This is a genomic window from Melioribacter sp., assembly GCF_049325435.1.
Lineage (GTDB): Bacteria > Bacteroidota > Ignavibacteria > Ignavibacteriales > Melioribacteraceae > Melioribacter > Melioribacter roseus.
In genome coordinates this window covers 84382-102659 of record NZ_JBMOLD010000003.1, presented here as the reverse complement: position 1 = coordinate 102659, position 18278 = coordinate 84382, and the positions used below count along the sequence as shown (strand labels likewise).

Below are 18278 nucleotides of genomic sequence, written 5' to 3'. Positions count from 1 at the left end.
CGAGGTAGAAAAGATTCGGTTGGCAGAGCAAAGTAATTACTCCCGTATTCATTCGAGTTTGCTTCGTGGTCCCGTTTTCTTCGGATCTCCTCGCGTAAGGACGGAATTTTATTCAGAGTTTGTTTTCCATCATACTGTAGGTTTGTAAAGACTGTTTTTCCGTGTAGAGTCATTACGAGTCCCGCCTTTGGCGGGACGAAGTAATCTCACCGCTATTCATTAGAGTTTGCTTCCCTCGCATACTGCGAGGTCGCAAAGACGAAGTTTTGTTCAGACTTTGCTTCCCACATACCACTCGTCCGTAAGACCTATTCGATCCGGCATTTGTCATACTGACCCCGCCAACGGCGGGGGAAGTATCTCAACTGTATTTGTTTGAGTTTGCTTCGTCGCTCGCTTTGCTCACTCCTTGCAAAGACGAAGGTGTTCATTGTGCGGGTGTGCAGGTGTGACGGAGTTCTTCGTTATTCAACTTTGTACAAAATACAAACTTCCAAACCTAGAACCTACCTACCGGCAGGCTGGCTCCAAAACGAAGAACGATCAACCAACAAACATTACGACCTTAACCGGTTGACAGTTATAAGCCAGCCAAAATTAATGGCTAATTCAAGCGTAACCCCCGCTGGATATAAATTCTATTTGACCAGCATCATTTGCTTAATGTCGGTAAATTTATCTGTAATTAATTTATAGAAATAAACGCCGGATGTGAGTCTTGAAGCGTCAAATTTGAGTTCGTAATTGCCCGCCTGCTGATGATTATTTACAAGCGTTTCAATTTCGTTGCCCAACATATCGTAGACCTTAAGACTTACGAAAGACGCCTCGGGAAGCTGATATTTAATCGTAGTTGTAGGATTAAAAGGATTGGGATAATTCTGGAATAATGCAAACTCAGTCGGCTTAACGTCTTCGTTAACCGAAACAACCTGACTCGTGGTTATAACCGAAGTATCGTTGACAAAAGTGTGCGTGTCGAAAGCAACCACTATTATCGTAAAAGTTTTGTTTGCCTGGTCTTGAGTGGGAGTCCAGGTAAACAAACCTCCAGCTGTTATGCCGGCTCCGTCAGGTACCTGAAGCGCGGCAAACGTAATCGGGTCGCCTTCCGGATCAGTCGCTTCATATTGGAATGAAAATTCGACAGGGACATTGTGTACGGTTACTATTTCGCCGTCCAAGGTTTTTGTAAATACCGGCGGCTGATTTGCGTCATTTACAATAATCGTTAATTCCTTGGAATCCTGCGCATTATATTCATCCATAACTGCGAACGTAATTGTATAAGCGCCCGCCTGGTCGTATCCAGGCGTCCATGAAAATAAACCGTCCGCAGTCAAATCGGCTCCCTCCGGAAGCGTGCCCAATGTAAAGAATAACAAAGTTGCGCCCGGGTCGGGGTCGTCAGCGGTCAATTGCAATTCGTAATTTTCTCCTTCGTCGATATTCACCGGACTGGTTGTGTTCAGGTTAAGCGTAGGAGGACTGTTTACATTGTTAACGACAATATTAACAGTTAAAACCGAGGACGAATTTCCGTCGTTCGCAATAAAGTCGACTTCATACGTTCCCGCCTGGTTGTATCCGGGCGTCCATGTAAATGTTTTTGTAGCGGGATCAAATGACGCGCCGTCGGGTAGTTTATCCGCAGAGTATGTAATCGGGTCTCCTTCGGCATCCGTTGCATTCACGGTAAAGCTTAAAGTTTCGCCTTCGTTAACGGTTTTGTCTTCAACCGGGTCGAATACGGGCGGATTGTTTACGGTACTTACCGTAGCTGAACCGTTTTCCCATGTTACAGTAAGAGAAGAAGGTCCGAACGATTTCGGATTCACGTTGCCGTTGTCGTAAACTATGTCTCCGAACTCCAATGCAGTTGTACCGGACGATTTAAACTTGATTTTTATATTCAATAACGTTCCGCTGCCGGATAAAGGCGAGGAGCTCGCCCAAGCTACTCTCAGGTAGCCTTTCGCGGTATCGACTTTTGTGGTCGGGCTGTTGCCCGATACTTTTGTGCCCGTTGTGCTGACGCCTGTAATATAAATGGCGCTATTGTCATAATTAATTTGAAACTGAAATGATGTTACGTCAAGTCCCGTCAAATCACTGACTGTAATCGGGAAAAGTATTTCCGTATCCGGCGAACCGACCGCATTTGGCAGAGATACTGTTACTTGCGCCATCGAAAAAGACGTAAATACTAAAGTAATTATTAACGATAAAAATATATTCTTTTTCATTTCGGAGCCCTTCATAATTGTTTTTAATCAAGCTAAATATAAAGTAAATTTTAAGTTTTATCAAAAAGATTTTTATCTCATTTTGACGTTAAGCACACTGCGGATTTTCTAATTACGGATCGAACAGATCATTGCGGACAAGTATCGCGAGTGAAGCAATAAAACTTTGTCTTTGCGACCCCGCAGTATACGGGGGAAGCAAACTCTAAACCAAACTTTGTCTTTGCGAGGAGCGAGCAAAGCGAGCGACGAAGCAAACTCATATGAATATCGTTGAGATTACTTCGTCCCGCTTTCAGCGTGACTCGTAATGACGGACGCCGGATCGAATAAGTCTTTGCGAACGAGCGGAGCGAGTGAAGCAAACTCTGAACAAACTTCGTCTTTGCGAGGAGCGAGCAAAGCGAGCGACGAAGCAAACTCATATGAATATCGTTGAGATTACTTCGTCCCGCTTTCAGCGTGACTCGTAATGACTGTACAGACATAAATAAGTCTTTGCAATGAGTCCCGCCAGCAGCAAGGCTCCTAATGACAGACCAATAAAAAAAGCCCCTTATTCAGGGGCTTTCAAAATTGCATCAATAAACTAATCCCTATTCCCTAATAACTAATCCCTAACTTACTTCATATAAATCATTTTTTTAATCGAAACATAATCGCCCGCTTCGAGTTTATAGATATAAATTCCGGCATTCAATTCATTTGCGTCGAAAGATACTCTGTGATAACCCGCGCTTTGATTTTCGTTAACGAGCGTCATAACTTCCTGTCCGAGCACATTGTATACCGTCAGGCGCACATGAGCTTCTTTCGGCAATCCGTATTTAATAACGGTAGTAGGATTAAACGGATTCGGGAAATTCTGCAATAACTTGAATTCTTTCGGAATTCCTTCTTCTTCGACGCCGGTAACAACGTCGCTTACTTTGATAATTTTGTTCGATACAGCCGTTAATTCGCCGTCCGAGACTTCAACCATAAGCACATACGATTTACCCGCCTGGTCTGGCATCGGCGTCCAGGTAAATCTTCCGTCAACAGAAACAGCTCCGGGACCGCTGATCTTTCTGAATGTAACCGGATCTCCGTCCGGGTCTTCGGCTTCGAACTGGAATTGATATTCAACGGGAACGTTATGAACGGGAATCAATTCGTTATCCGGAATTTCGGAAGTGAATTCCGGCACGCGGTTTACATTCGCTACGGTTACTTCGGCTTCAACCGATGCCGACAAACCGCCCTGGTCGGTTACTTTGAATGTCATTGTATAAGTTCCAGCCTGATCATAGGAAGGAGTCCATGTAAACAATCCCGTTTCGGAATCGACGCTTGCGCCGTCGGGTAAATTCTCTCCCGAGTATGTAAGCACATCCGCAGTATTCTGATCGCTGCCGACAAGCTGAACCGTAAGCGTTTCATTTTCATTAACTGCAAAAGGTCCTGCCGGGTCTAAGCTCAAAGAAGGAGCCACATTAGCTTCTGCTACCGCTACGATTCCGGCGTCCGCTGCAACTACCGGCGAGCCGGTGTTAAATTTGAATGCCGTAAAATCAACATTTGTAACTCCGGCCGAAACTGCCGTGCCAACCAGATAAACAAGCGTTCCGCTTCCTGTTAAATTGCTGCCGCTTGCAAACGCAAAATTAACGGAACCGGGATTTGTCGTATTAATCGAAGCGCTACCGCCTTCGCTTAATGTGCCTGCCAGTTCATAGCCTGTAATATTAATAATTGAAGAATTGTAAGTTGCCGTAAAATCATAAGACAACACGCCTTGAGCTGCGGTCAATTCGGTTACCAATACCGGAATCATAATTTCGTCGCCGGCAGTAGCGCTTACAGAACCGCCTTGAACGAGCACTGACGCAGATTTAGCCGTACCGACTGCAACAATAGCTGCCGGCATTCCACCGTTAATTACAAAACTGTTTCCGGTAGAAAGCGTAGTCATACCTGCGTTGTTAAACTTCAAGTTTAATTTCAGCAGGTCGCCTTCGCCGCTCAATGCCGGATAACCTGCCCATGCAACCAACAATTTTCCGTTAGCAGTATCGGCGTTAACTTCGAGCGTGCCCTGTCCTTCTAGCAAAGTTCCGGTTACGTCGGTTCCCAGAACGCTGACAACGCTCTTGTCGTACGTTAATGTAAACTGAATTGACGTAACGTTCTTGCCCGTTAAATTATCTACCGTTATAGCGGCTGTTTTTTCAGAGCCGGGCGTGCCGGAAATTTTAGGCAATGCCACGTTAACGGGCGCGCTCGTGCTCGATTCGTCAATACTCGTACCAATAATTCTCACGTCCTGTACGTAAAGATATTTTGAGGTAGAAGGCGAACTGTCATACCAGGGATAAATTCTTACAAAGAGCGTATCGCCGTATTTAACTAGCTTATTCAGTCTATATTCCAAGAGCTCAACCGCATTTTTAACCAGATGCAATGTAGTATCGTTTAATTGAACAGGATTATCGAAGGAAGAAGAAACATCATAGACAATGTTGGCTCTGATATGATCGGTGCCTCCGCCTCCGAGATAAAGAGAAAGAGTGTCCGCCTGGAAATAATATCCGTTTTCCGGAGTTACGGCGAACTGCACATAACGATCGGGATTAGGACCGGTCTCATTTCCCCACGATATTTTGTCAGTACCGTCATGCGGCCACCATCTTTGGTTAGTTCCCAAAGGACCTGCCGACGTTCCCGAATAGCTTCTTACTCTGAAAATAGGCGTTCCCGTTTCAGGGAAAGCAATGATATGCCCCACCAATTCGGATACATTTTGACTGTCCGGTTCCACGCATTTCCATCTTGCATATGCATTATCCTGCGCATTTATCACTCCATCGAGACCTAACATTATCAACATCAATAAGATTGACTGTGCAATTTTTTTCATGGCACCTCCTTAAAATGATTATTTATTTTATTTAAAACTTTTGCCCCACTTAACCGATTAATTCATTTTATTCTAATATTTTAAGCAAATTTACCTAAGTATTTTGTGTAATGCAATTTATTTTTTCATTTTTTTCGCTCTTTTTGTTATTAAATCTTATATCCGTAATTCGTTCTTTCAATAGTTAATTTTGCGCGGTTTTTTGAGATATATATGTTGGCGGTGTCAGTATGACAAATGGCGGATTGTGTAGGTCTTTGCGAACGAGCGGAGCGAGTGAAGCAAACTCTGAACAAAACTTCGTCTTTGCTAGGAGTGAGCAGAGCGAGCGACGAAGCAAACCCAAAAGAAAGACGATGAGATTACTTCGTCCCGCTTTCAGCGGGTCTCGTAATGACAGTACTGACATAAGTAAGTCTTTGCGAACGAGCGGAGCGAGAGAAACAAACTTCGTCTTTGCGAGGAGCGAGCGGAGCGAATGAAGCAAACTCTGAACAAAACTTCGTCTTTACGAGGAGCGAGCAGAGCGAACTACGAAGCAAACTCACATGTATCCCAATGAGATACTTCCTCCCGCCAAAGGCGGGACTCAGTATGACAACATCCTTCTCCTGTCTTTGCGACCCCGCAGAATACGGGGGAAGCAAACTCTGAACAAACTTCGTCTTTGCGAGGAGCGAGCAAAGCGAACGACGAAGCAAACTCACATGAGTGTGTGAGATACTTCCCCCGCCGTTGGCGGGGTCAGTATGACAAATGACGGATTGTGTAGGTCTTTGCGAACGAGCGGAGCGAGTGAAGCAAACTCTGAAAAAAACGTTGTCTTTCTGAGGATATCCGACGAAGACGGAACGACGAAGAATCTGAGGTTGACCTTTGATTGTTATTCAAAAACAATAATTGATTGAGATTACTTCGTCCCGCCTCTGGCGGGACTCGTAATGACGAACGCCGGATCGAACAGGTCTTTGCGAGGAGCGAGCAAAGCGAACGACGCAGCAAACTCACATGAATACCTGTGCGATTACTTCGCCCCGCTAAAGCGGGTCTTGTAATGACAGTACTGACATAAATAAGTCTTTGTGAGGAGTCCCGCCAGCAGCGGGACTCGTAATGACAAACCAATAAAAAAGCCCCTTATTCAGGGGCTTTCAAAATTACATCTATAAACTAATCACTAATAACTAATCCCTAGTCACTAATCCCTAATTCCTACTTCATCAAAATCATCTTCTTAATCGATGTAAAGTCACCAGCTTCGAGTTTATAGATATACATTCCCGTGTTCAGGTTGGAAGCGTCGAAACTAACGGTATGATATCCAGCGGATTTCAATCCGTTAACGAGCGTTGCAATTTCCTGACCGAGCACATTGTAGACCGTAAGTCTTACATGCGCTTCTTTCGGAACCGCATATTTTATTGTAGTTGTCGGGTTGAACGGATTCGGGAAATTCTGCAAGAGTTTGAATTCTCTCGGAATTCCGTCTTCTTCAACTCCCACAACCGTATCGCTCACTTTGATTGTTTTAGTCGAAACGGCTGTCAATTCGCCGTCCGAAACTTCCACCATCAAGACATACGATTTTCCGGCTTGCGACGGAGTCGGAGCCCACGAATATTCGCCTGTAGCGGAAATTTCGCCGGGGCCGCTTACGATACGGAATTGTACGTCGTCGCCGTCCGGGTCTTCAGCTTTATAGATGAATTCATAAGCTACCGGCACGTTATGAACCGGAATAACTTCGTTGTCGGGAATTTCAGCGGTGAATACAGGAGGTCTGTTAACGTTGTTAACCGTTACAATTGCGGTAGCATTTGCGCTTAAACCGCCCTGATCGGTAACCGTAAAAGTAAGAGTATATTCTCCTGCCTGCTCGTAACCGACATTCCATGTAAATGCGCCCGTTTCGGCATTGACGCTTGCGCCGGCAGGTAAATCAACTCCTGCGTATGTCAATACGTCGCCGCTGTTTGCATCGTCGCCAACAAGTTGGATAGCCAATGTTTGTCCTTCGTCAACTACAAAAGGACCTTCGGGATTCAGCGTTAAAGTCGGAGCAACGTTGGCGTCGGCAACAGCTACAACAGCCGGATCAGCCGCTACGGGTATGTTGCCCGTGTTAAATTTAAAGGAAGTAAACTCGACTTCTGTCGTACCTCCTGCAACCGCAGTGCCTACAAGATAAACGAGTGTGCCGTTGCCTGTAATTTTACTGCCGCTTGCAAATGCAAAGCTTACAGAGCCTGCGGTGGCTGTATTGATCGATGCGCTGCCGCCTTCGCTCAATGTTCCGGCTAATTCAAAACCGGTAATATTGATAACGTCGCTGTCGTAAGTAGCCGTAAAGTCGTAAGACAATACGTTTTGCGCATCGGTAATTTCAGTTGTAAGAACCGGAATCATAATTTCATCGCCTGCGGTAGCGCTTACCGAACCGCCCTGAATAAGAACGGCAGCGGTTTTAGCTTCGCCTGCCACAACAGATGCGGCGGGCGTGCCGGCGTTGAATTTGAATGTGCCGCCAAAATCGAGCGCGGTTGTTCCGGCGTTTCTGAACATGAAATTCAGTTTAAGTAAAGTTCCTTCGCCTTCAAGAGCAGAACCACTTGCCCATGCTACGGAAATCTTTCCGTTTGCAGTATCGGCGTTCACCTGAATGGAGCCGAGACCATCTACCAATGTACCGGCTTGATCGACGCCGGTTATATAAACAACATTCTTATCGTATGTAAGAGTAAATTCAAAAGACAAAACATTCTGTCCTGTCAAATCACCTACAGTAATTGCGCCGCTTTTTTCAATACCGGCGGAACCGGCTACATTCGGTAGAGTCACACTAACCTGAGCAAACGTACTCGTTCCTAACATAAGCATTGCTGCCGCAACAGCCAGAAACTTTACAACGCTTATTTTGAAACTTCTCATTTATTACCTCATTTTAATTTCTACATTATATGTTAACACACAAAACAAACTTTAATAAAACCGGGGAGCGGTTAGTCCGCTCCCGGTTTATGAAGCGCAATTACTTCAACAGATTCATCTTCATTGTAGAAGTATACTTACCGGCTGTGATTCTGTAGATATAGATACCGGAAGATACTCTGCTACCGAAGTCGTTTGTGCCATCCCATCTTACCGTATAGTAACCAGCTTCCTGTTCCTGATCAACCAATGTCTTAACTACCTGTCCGAGCATGTTGTAGATAACCAGACTTACTTTAGCATCCTGAGGAATGCCGTATTTGATGTTTGTAGTCGGGTTGAACGGGTTCGGATAGTTCTGGCTTACGGTAAATTCGGTCGGGATTTCTTTAACTTTAACCGACATCTGACCGCCGACCTGATCGTTCAATTTAGCAGAAGCGGTAAGATTAACCGCAGCTTCTTTGTCTTTAAGAGCAATACCGATCAGAGCGACTTCGCCGTCTGTCAACGGAGTCGTACCGGCAAGAGCTAATTTGAGTACGCCGTTTTCGAAGTTGGAGAACATTACCCAACCTTCGGGCAGTCTCGGAGCTACGTTCTTGAATTCAACGGCGTCGCCAAGCTGAATTTCGGCGGATACCGAAAGAACGCCCTGAGCTTTCATTAATGTTACAGGTAAGGAAAGAACTCCGTTTTCGTTAACTGCTTTGCCGAATTCAACAGTACCCATTGCAGCGCTGACTTTTGCAGTCGGGAATTCTCCTTCTACTACGTAGTAGAGAATCCATGCTGCGTCGTAAGCGCCGATGATACCGTCGTTATTAACGTCTGCTGCGTACATTCCTTGTGCATCGAGAGTATCGAGACCAACAACATATTTAAGAATCATAGAAGCGTCGTCGGAAGCAATGTTTCCATCACCGCCAACGTCGCCTTTTTCAACAGGATAATCAACAGTAACTTGAGCTGTTGTAGTATCGCTTGCAGTACCGTCGGTAGCTACTACGCTTACGGTAAATGTCTTGTTGGCGTCTGCAAATACAGGAGCAAAGGACAATGTACCCAATGTGGAAGAAATAGTAGCGGTACCGCTGAATGCAGGTGTAATAGGCAGCAATGTATAAGTTACCGCATCGCCGTCGACGTCAACTGCATTGTATGTGAATGTTAAAGTTTCACTGCTCTTGATTGTAGTATCTGCCAGTGCGGCTGCTCCTGCATCCGTGAATTTGGGAGCTCTGTTAACATTGGCTACTGTTACTGTAACAGTATCGTAGGAAGTTAATGTGCCGTCTGTAGCGGATACGATAATTGTTGCGGTTCCTGCATCCGTGAAGGATGTAATCCAGGTTAATGTATTTGTCGAAGCGTTGAAAGTAGCGGCTTCGGGTTTTTGAACTACTGCCATCGTAGCTGTTTGACCGATATCAGGATCTGTAGCCGTCCATGCAACCGTTACTGTATCGCCTTCGTTAACCGCTACGTCTGCAGGTTTGGAAAGAACAGGGGGTTTGTTCAATTGGCTGAATGTAAAGCGTGCGCCTTGCGAAGAGATAGCTCCTTCAGCGCTTCTTACGATTACTACAGGAGTTGTGCCGTCTGTAGAGTTATCGTAACCCGAACCGCCCTGTACAATCCACGGGTTGTCAACGTTACCATCAAATCTTCTTACGAATCTTACGTTCTGAATTCCGTCTGTCTGGAAGTCGGTATATCCTTCCGCTCTTGCTTCGATATCATATTTGATTTGAGGTTGAAGCGTTAAGTCTGATTTAACCAGCCAGTAGAAATCAGGATAGTTTGTAATAACCAGATTACCCGAAGTCAACGGGAATCCGTTTGTACCCTGAGGACTGGTTTCCACATGAGAAACTGTCAATGTAAAGTTCGAAGTAGGAATATTGTTAAATTGAATTGCCAGGGGTCTGTAGTTCGGTTTGGAAGCAGGTGCCGTACCGACCGGGAATTCTACTCTAGTTAAAGCAATCGAAGCCGTACCTGCCCACTTAGCATTTGTAGCATCGATTAGTTTGCGAACATTACCGACAACGTGACTTGCATTGGTTCCGGTAACTCCGCTTCTGTCGAAGCCCTGCGTCGGCTGAGCGCCATTATCGCTATGTCTTAAGATTACGTTTTTACTTCCGGTCATAAGCACGCCGTTCTGGAAGTACAATACAGCGCCGTTCGTAGCAAAATCGAGGTCTGCGCCCGATAATGTAACGGTGGCTTCGTTGCTGCTCTTGTTCAATCTGAATTTAACATTAGCGGGAACTGACCATGCTGCGTTAAGTGTAAATGTAGTATTATCGGAACCTGTGAAATTCAGGAACGCAGCCGTAGTAGCGGTAAACATGCCGCCGTTCGAAGTCTGGGTTACATTTCCGCCAACGTTTACATCTTTACCATTAATATCAAAGTTACCGCCGTCAAAAGTCAGATCGCCGTTAAACGTAATTTTATTATCTAACGTTACGTTGGATTTGAAAGTAACATTACCTGCGTAAGGAGCGTAAGAACCGCTTGTAACAGCGCCTAATTCACGGGTTGATGTAGCGGTTGCGCCGTTGTAAACAAGAGCCATTGCGCCTGCCTTAACCAGATCTTTATCGAGAGCTACAGTACCGTTGACTTTAAGTTCTAAAGTAGAACCGTCAGCCATTGTAACTGTTTTGCTGTTTGTTGTGGCATCAAGTTTGTCATCCAGGCTTAATGTACCTGCAACAGTAACATCCGCGTTCAATATTACTTCAACACCGTCAGCATTATTTGCAGTAGCGTCACTGCTCACAACGGTTAAGTTTCTGACTGTTGCCGGCAACTCTTTACCAGTTGTAATATCACCGCCTGTGTAAGTAGTATATTTTACATCGGTATTTGCGCCGAAAGCAGGCAATTTAGCCAAAGTAGCGGCATTAGCCGTTCTTTCGATTAAAATACCGTCGCCTAAAGTAAGATCGTTATCGTTGGTTGTAGTAAGCGAATTTTTGAGAACCAGATTTTTATTAACAGTAAATTTATTTGCGCCTGTGTTTACTGCGGCATTCACAGTAAGGTTGTCAATCGAGAAACCGGAAGACGGAATTGTAACGCCGGCATTCGACCATGTAAGCATACCCGTTGTCTGAGTAATTGCGCCTGCAGTAAATGTAAATGTACCGAATACTACCAGATGATTAAGACCCATTGCCAATGTACCGGCAGTATTGGTAAATGCAGTTGATACTGTAAGAGTCCTTGGAGTCGGCGAAGAATCTTCGTCGTCGGAATGAACTTCAACAGTACCTGTGCTATTTATTGTCAAAGTAGGAATAGTATAATCTTTTTTGAGCAGCACATTTGCAGCAGCGCCTTTGAGTTCCATAGCGCCTGTGAATGCGCCTGCGTCTGATTCAACTGTAACGCTGTTACCGGTTACCGTTAATGTACCGGTTTGTGTAAATGTAGCTGCGTTATCGATCAACAATGAATTCGAAACGGTCATACCGGCATTAATTGTAACGCCGTTTGCCGTACCTACCGAATTCAAATTCGGAACTGTGAAAGAAGCGCCGGGCGTTAAATCGATTGCTGCGGCAGTTGAATTGAGTTCCAAAGTACCGTTGGTGAACGTACCTGCGCCGGTTCTGTTATAATCTGGGGAAGCAGCGGAACCCAACTGGATATATTTGAAACCGCCTGCATCGATATTACCGGCAGCTTGCGTAGTTGCCCCGGTAACCTGAACATCGGAGCCTAAGGTTAACGTACCTTTGGTTAATGTTACGGTACCGCCGATAACTTTGCTTGCGCCGCCTCTAGTAAGAGTAAGAGTTCCATTGGTTAAAGTAACATTACCGCTGAATGTAGAAGTTGTACCGCCTGCCACTGTAACGCTTGCCGTAGGTCCTACTGTAGCGTTACCGACCGACAGATTACCGCTAATGGTAGCATTGTCTGCATTCATTGTAACCGTAGCAACGGCGTCGGTTTTTGTACTTGTACCCTGCAAAGTCAGATTTGCAATGGATTTAAGATCGGTAGAAGTAAACGTAGCGCTGTTAGCAGCGGGTTCAAAAGTAAGATTATTGACGGTAGCGGCGTCGCCGGATGCAGTCGAGCCGTTAACCGAAGAACCGCTTCCGGTTACTTCCAAAGTACCGCCGCTTACGGTTCCTTTAATTGAGTGTGTTTTGCCGTCGCCGGCTAATGTATAAGTATTAGCGCCCTGAGCGAGGGTTGTACCCGTATTAACGGTTAAAGTACCGTTAATCGTGGAAGCGCCGTTGTAACCGGTAACGGTTTTACCACTGGCAACTGCTATAGTTACATCGTTAATTTTGGCAGGCGTACCCGACCATTCCATGCCGGCCACATAATCATTGCTTCCAAAATAATACAAATTAACATTTGCAGAATAAGTCAATGTACCGGATCCTGTATTAGCAAGTATGCCTCCTGCGCTAAGGAAAGCTGCGGTTGCATTGGCAGCACCGCCGGTACCGACCAACCCTGTCAATTCAATAGTGTTTGCATCGACGACTGTGGCAACCGTATAATATCCTGCGGGGACCAAAGGATTAGTACCATCTGACGCAACAATTTGCCCTACTACCAATCCATGACCTGTGATTGTAATCTGTCTTAATGCCGGACCAGCAGGGTCGGTTACATTAGTAATAGCCTTTAATGAATTAGCCGTCGTATTAATTTTAACAGTCGGATTTGTTACAAGCGTATTATTAAATGTAACAGTATGGCCTGCGGCAGCAATATTAAAACTGCCCTGATTAATATATAATGTACCGGAAATATTAACGGAAGAACCGGTGGAAACTGCGTTTGCGGCATTCGAAAGGTTAACTAAAATATTTCCGAAAGTACCCGTACCCTGTACAGTACCGCTTGCGCCGATAAATGCAACGTATCCTACACCGGTTGTGGAATAAGCGTTACCGCTGTTATCGAATACACTTGCCGCGCCTGTAAGGTTGAGGTTGTAGTTTCCGACGTCGAGCGTACCGCTTGTAATAGTAAGATTGCCGGCAACTTCGATCGAAGCAGTCAACGACACTACCGTGCTTGCGCCTTTATTAACAGTCATATTATTAAGCTGCAAAGAAGCGCCGGGATTGAACGACTGGGTAAGGTTGCCTGCGAATACCAAAGTACCGGTTGCGGCAACGTTGCCCGGCGTATTGTCCGTTCTGTTGAATTGATCGCCGTATATTGTTAAAGTAAAACCGCCGTCGGTCAAAGCGCCTGCGACACTCGAAGCTATTGTAAGCGAACCGTAAACCGGAGTGTTTGCGCCCAATGTTAATTTACCGCCAGAGGCGATTGTAACGTTCGGTAATTCTCCACCGCCGTTTGCGGTAACTGTACCCGAGATATTAAGAACGCCGGAGCCAACTGTGGAAGCCGCAGAAGAAATTATGTTGCCTGCGTTTGTTAATGTAGTAGCTCCGGAAAGAGTAAGCTGATATCCGTTTAATTTGATTACGGAAGCGGCGTTATTGTTGCTTACAGTCCCGTTAGAGAATGTAGCGGAAGTAAGCAGATTAATTGTACCGCCGGCATTGTTGTTAACAGGACCTGCGTAAGTTCCTGCGCCGACATCTATTGTTCCTGTCGAGCCGTTTGTAAGACCGAAATCAAATCCTGTAGTTCCGACTCCTCCTGTCAAAACAATTTTACCGGTAGAAGCGTTATTGATTTGCGTCGTAGGAGTGGGAGCGACGCTTTTAACTTCAGCGCCGAGCACCTGAACGGCAAATGTAACGGTACCCTGTCCGTTATTAACAATTGCATTAGCATTCGGTCCGTCTGTCGTAAACGAAACCGTTCCGTTAAATGTAGGCGAACCCTGGGTAACTACTATTTGACCCGACGAAAGAGCCAAATTACCGTTAACGGTCAATGTGGTAGCTGCAGCGCCCAAGTTTATAGTTAAAGTGCCTGTTCCCAAATCGGAAGGTAATTCAGGACCTGCAACAGTGTTCGAAGTAGAAGTATACGTTACATTGACGTTTGTAGTAGTCGGAGTTTCTGTAATTGCACCGGCAGAACGCGTAAGTGTAGCGCCGCTGGCCAGAACAACATTAGCGCCTGTAATATTGAGAGTACCACTTGTCAGCACCAGAGCGTTAGCGCCACTGCCGAGATTAAATTTCTGGCTTCCGTCTGCGCTTGAGCCCAAATAAACCGTTTTACCCGAACCGGGATTGATCGTCATACCGTTTGTAATAGTTACGGTATTTAACGAATTGAATGTTTGAGCTACAAAGTGAACTGCCTTTGTAACGTTTACATTCGCTTCGTTATAAGTATCTGCATCGATACGAATAAAGTCCCCGTCGGTAGCAACGCTTAGCGCTTTTGCAATGGTTTTATACGGGGTAGTGGACGAACCGTCGCCCGTAACATCGTTACCGTTTGTATTACTTACGTAATATGTGCTTTGAGCAAAAGCCGCAGAAGCGGCAAACGTAAGCAACACAATCAGGAGACTTAATTTGTTAAAGATGTTTCTGAAATTCATTTTTTTCTCCCTAATTGGTTGAGAAATATTTAACAATAAAAAGAATAACTTGATTAAAAGATTGTTTTGCACGCAAACAAACTTGTTTTGTTTGGGGTTTCACGCCCTAAGTAGGTATTGGTTTTCTCATCAGCATTTACCTCCTTGCTTTGTTTGTTAATAATTTCGTTTGTTGTTTCGTTCATAATAATATATGTAAATCAAACTTTTAGCGCGCTTTTAAAATCAAAATGTCAAAGAGCGCAATCCTTCCTTCCCGGTTCAGATTTACTCTTTGTTTTACAATGAGTTACAAAACTTATATAGAGTTTTGGTTTAAAATATCAGAATCCCTCGTACTTGTCAACTCTTTTTTTAAATATTTTTTCATTATCGAAGCTTAAGATATAAATTTGGCGCCGTCTTGTCAATTAAAAAATGCGTTAACCGTTCAACGTTTTGCGTTCTTCGTTCAAGGTTCTTGGTTCAACGTTAGTCATTACGAGTCACGCTGTAAGCGGGACGAAGTAATCTCTCGCATTCATATGAGTTTGTTTCGTCGTTCGCTTTGCTCTCTCCTCGCAAAGACAAAGTTTTGTTCAGAGTTTGCTTCACTCGCTTCGCTCGTTCGCAAAGACCTGTTCGATCCGGCGTCCGTCATTACGAGTCCCGCCTTTGGCGGGACGAAGTAATCTCATGCATTCATTTGAGTTTGTTTCGTCGTTCCGTCTTCGTCGGATCTCCTCGCAAAGACGAAGTTTGTTCTGAGTTTGCTTCCCCCCGCATTCTGCGGGGTCGCAAAGACCTACACAATCCGCCATTTGTCATCACGAAGCAATCCAACAACCAAAACTCTTATACGGAAAAATCTTCTGATTATTCCGCTTCCATTATATAAAGAACTTCCGCATTCACTGCGGTTGAAACTATATTGAAACCGCCAGGCGTGCTAAGAAACGCCAAGTATTTCAACGCCGTCGTTCGAAGAACAATACACGGAATCTACGAGTTCATTCAGAAATATGCCGTGTTCCACGATACCGGCTCTTTCATTCAATAAAGAGTTCAACTCGGCCGGATTTTCAATTTTTCCGAAATTGGCGTCTATAATATAATTGCCTTCGTCCGTTACGAAAAATCCGCCGTCGTCGCCTTTTCTTATATTAGTTACAGCGTCGAGCGATTCGAGAAAATTAATTTCGCTTTCGAGCGCGAACTGCAGAACTTCCACCGGCACAAAGAACTTTTCGCCCAGTCTGCCGGATAACTTTGTTTTGTCGACAACAATCAATAATCTTTTGGTGTTCTGAGCGATCACTTTTTCCCTCAGCAGCGCGCCGCCGCCGCCTTTGATCAAATTCAAATCGCTGTCTACTTCGTCGGCGCCGTCGATTGTTATGTCAATTAAGTTTGTTCGTTCAACGTTCAACGTTCGGGGTTCAACGTTCAATGTTCTTCGTTCAAAGTTCTTGGTTCTTAGTTTAAATAGTTGATTTAAGGACAGCAACGGGATTCCGAGTCCTGCGGCTAATTCTTCCGTTTTTTTTGAAGTCGGGATACCGTAAATATTTTTCAAATGTCCGTCCTTAATTTTTTTAGCGATTTTAATGGTAGCAAACTTAGCCGTCGAACCCGTGCCCAGACCTACTATCATACCGTCTTTAACCTCTTCAACCGCCTTTTCAGCCGCAATTTGCTTCAGCTTGCTATAATCCATGGTTTTATTCCTAAAAAATTTCGTGCCAAGTGGAAATAATTTGATTTCTTTAAAATATTCAATTTTTCGAAGAAAACAGGTGCGAAAAATTTTCGGGGTTTAAAAAATTTTTGCAGTTTCCTATTTATATGAGTGAATCTGTCATTACGAGTCCCGCTTTAGCGGGGTGAAGTAATCTCATACACTCATTAGAGTTTGCTTCACTCGCTCCGCTCGTTCGCAAAGACTTATTTATGTCTGTACTGTCATTACGAGACCCGCTTTAGCGGGCGAAGTAATCTCACAGGTATTCATTTGAGTTTGCTTCGTCGTTCGCTTTGCTCGCTCCTCGCAAAGACTTGTTCGATCCAGCGTTCGTCATTACGAGTTACGCTGTAGCGGCACGAAGTAATCTCAATCAATTATTGTTTTTGAATAACAATCAAAAGTCAACCTCAGATTCTTCGTCGTTCCGTCTTCGTCGGGTCTCCTCAAAGTGAGGGATTAGGGATTAGTGACTGGGGATTAGGAAATTGTCATACTGAGTCTCGCTTTAGCGGGACGAAGTATCTCATTGGGATGCATTTGAGTTTGCTTCACTCGCTCCGCTCGTTCGCAAAGACTTACTTAGGTCTGTGATGTCATTACGAGTCACGCCTCTGGCGGGACGAAGTAATCTCACAGGTATTCATTTGAGTTTGCTTCGTCGTTCGCTTCGCTCGCTCCTCGCAAAGACTTGTTCGATCCAGCGTTCGTCATTACGAGTCCCCGCCTCTGGCGGGGCGAAGTAATCTCACCGGCATTCATTTGAGTTTGCTTCCCCCGCATACTGCGGGGTCGCAAAGACAAAGTTTTGTTCCGGATATGCTTCGCTCGTGATACTCGCCTGCAAGAACCGGCGTTTGATCGGGTATAGTTATGTACTTAAAAGTGCAACGAAAACCAGTAGAGCTAAGATTTACGTTCTCACTCTTTTACGTCGAGTTTCTTTTCGAGTTCGAGCAGTTCTTTGATTTTCGTATCGAGCAGTTGATTCTGTCTTTTCAGTTCCTCAATTCTTTTTTCGATGTCTCTTTCGTATTCTACCTTGTTCCAATAGCCCCGTTCTTCGAAGTAGCCCTTAAAGAGCCAGTTATGTTTGAGAGCTTCCATATTTTCATAAAGACTTGAAGTAGCCATGCGGGCTTCGTCCGAAGTGCGAGTCAAATTCGAAATAACCTGTTTGAGCGAGTCAGCCATTTTTTGGTCGCTCACCAGAACGCCGAGGACGCCTTCGCCTCTGTCGACTTTGTCGACCACTCTTTTAACGTCGTAAATCGCCGAATCGACATTCGAAATAATCGACTTAATGCTGCCCGTCATTTCCACAATGATATCGGAAACGTCCGTCAATCGTTTTGTAACCTGAGTCAAACTCCTGTCGGCGTTTTGAGTAATGCTGACCGCCGATTCGTAGAGGCGGTCGTCGTTTACTATTTTACCGATAGTGCCTTCGCCTCTGTTCACTTTGGAAATAATTTCAGCGAGGTCTCTTGTAAGGTCTTTCAAATAAGAAATAGTCGATTCGGTCTGTTCCATAATAACGGAGAGATTGAGGGGATTTTTCGATTTAATAATGCCGCCGTTTTTGATTACCGGTTGGTCTGCCGAGCCGGGGGTAATCGTAACGATCTTTTTGCCGACGAGTCCTTCAGTTTCTATCGAAGCTTCGCTGTCGAGCCGTATAAAATGGACAAGGTCGTTGTCGATTCTCATAACCACTTCGACGTTTCCTTCTTCGTCGCCGACCAAAGAAATGGAGCTTACGCTTCCGACGTCGTATCCGCTCAGTCGAACCGGAGCTCCGGGTTTTAAGCCTTCTATCTGGTCGAAATATGTTTTAATTTCGATAGCGCTAGTAAATAAATTTTCCCTGCTTCCGATAAGAAAGATTGAAATTATCAATAGTACGGTGCCGATAAAAATAAACAAGCCAAGTCGCGCGCCTTCGAGTTGTTTTAACATTAC

General features: G+C 44.9%; 6 protein-coding genes. All 6 read right to left on the bottom strand.

What is annotated here, in order from left to right; genetic code table 11:
* Nucleotides 1-638: 638 nt before the first annotated feature.
* The 6 genes from ACOYVE_RS03470 to ACOYVE_RS03445 all read right to left on the bottom strand — a co-directional run bounded on the left by ACOYVE_RS03470 (nucleotide 639) and on the right by ACOYVE_RS03445 (nucleotide 18275).
* Nucleotides 639-2246 (bottom strand): putative Ig domain-containing protein, encoded by a 1608-nt coding sequence (locus ACOYVE_RS03470; RefSeq protein WP_422880780.1) that lies wholly within the window; start codon nucleotides 2244-2246, stop codon nucleotides 639-641.
* 622 nt (nucleotides 2247-2868) lie between these two features.
* Complete coding sequence (locus tag ACOYVE_RS03465; RefSeq protein ID WP_422880776.1) at nucleotides 2869-5145, bottom strand: cohesin domain-containing protein; 2277 nt, start codon at nucleotides 5143-5145, stop codon at nucleotides 2869-2871.
* Nucleotides 5146-6357: 1212 nt separating this feature from the next.
* Complete coding sequence (locus tag ACOYVE_RS03460) at nucleotides 6358-8073, bottom strand: cohesin domain-containing protein (protein ID WP_422880775.1); 1716 nt, start codon at nucleotides 8071-8073, stop codon at nucleotides 6358-6360.
* Nucleotides 8074-8173: 100 nt separating this feature from the next.
* On the bottom strand, nucleotides 8174-14596 hold the full coding sequence (locus ACOYVE_RS03455; RefSeq protein ID WP_422880773.1) for a FlgD immunoglobulin-like domain containing protein: 6423 nt from the start codon (nucleotides 14594-14596) through the stop codon (nucleotides 8174-8176).
* 928 nt (nucleotides 14597-15524) lie between these two features.
* Nucleotides 15525-16292 carry a ribose-5-phosphate isomerase RpiA gene (gene rpiA, locus ACOYVE_RS03450; RefSeq protein ID WP_422880771.1) on the bottom strand — a complete coding sequence of 256 codons (768 nt, stop codon included), beginning with the start codon at nucleotides 16290-16292 and terminating at the stop codon, nucleotides 15525-15527.
* A gap of 945 nt (nucleotides 16293-17237) precedes the next feature.
* Nucleotides 17238-18275 carry an MlaD family protein gene (locus ACOYVE_RS03445; RefSeq protein WP_422880769.1) on the bottom strand — a complete coding sequence of 346 codons (1038 nt, stop codon included), beginning with the start codon at nucleotides 18273-18275 and terminating at the stop codon, nucleotides 17238-17240.
* Nucleotides 18276-18278 lie beyond the last annotated feature (3 nt).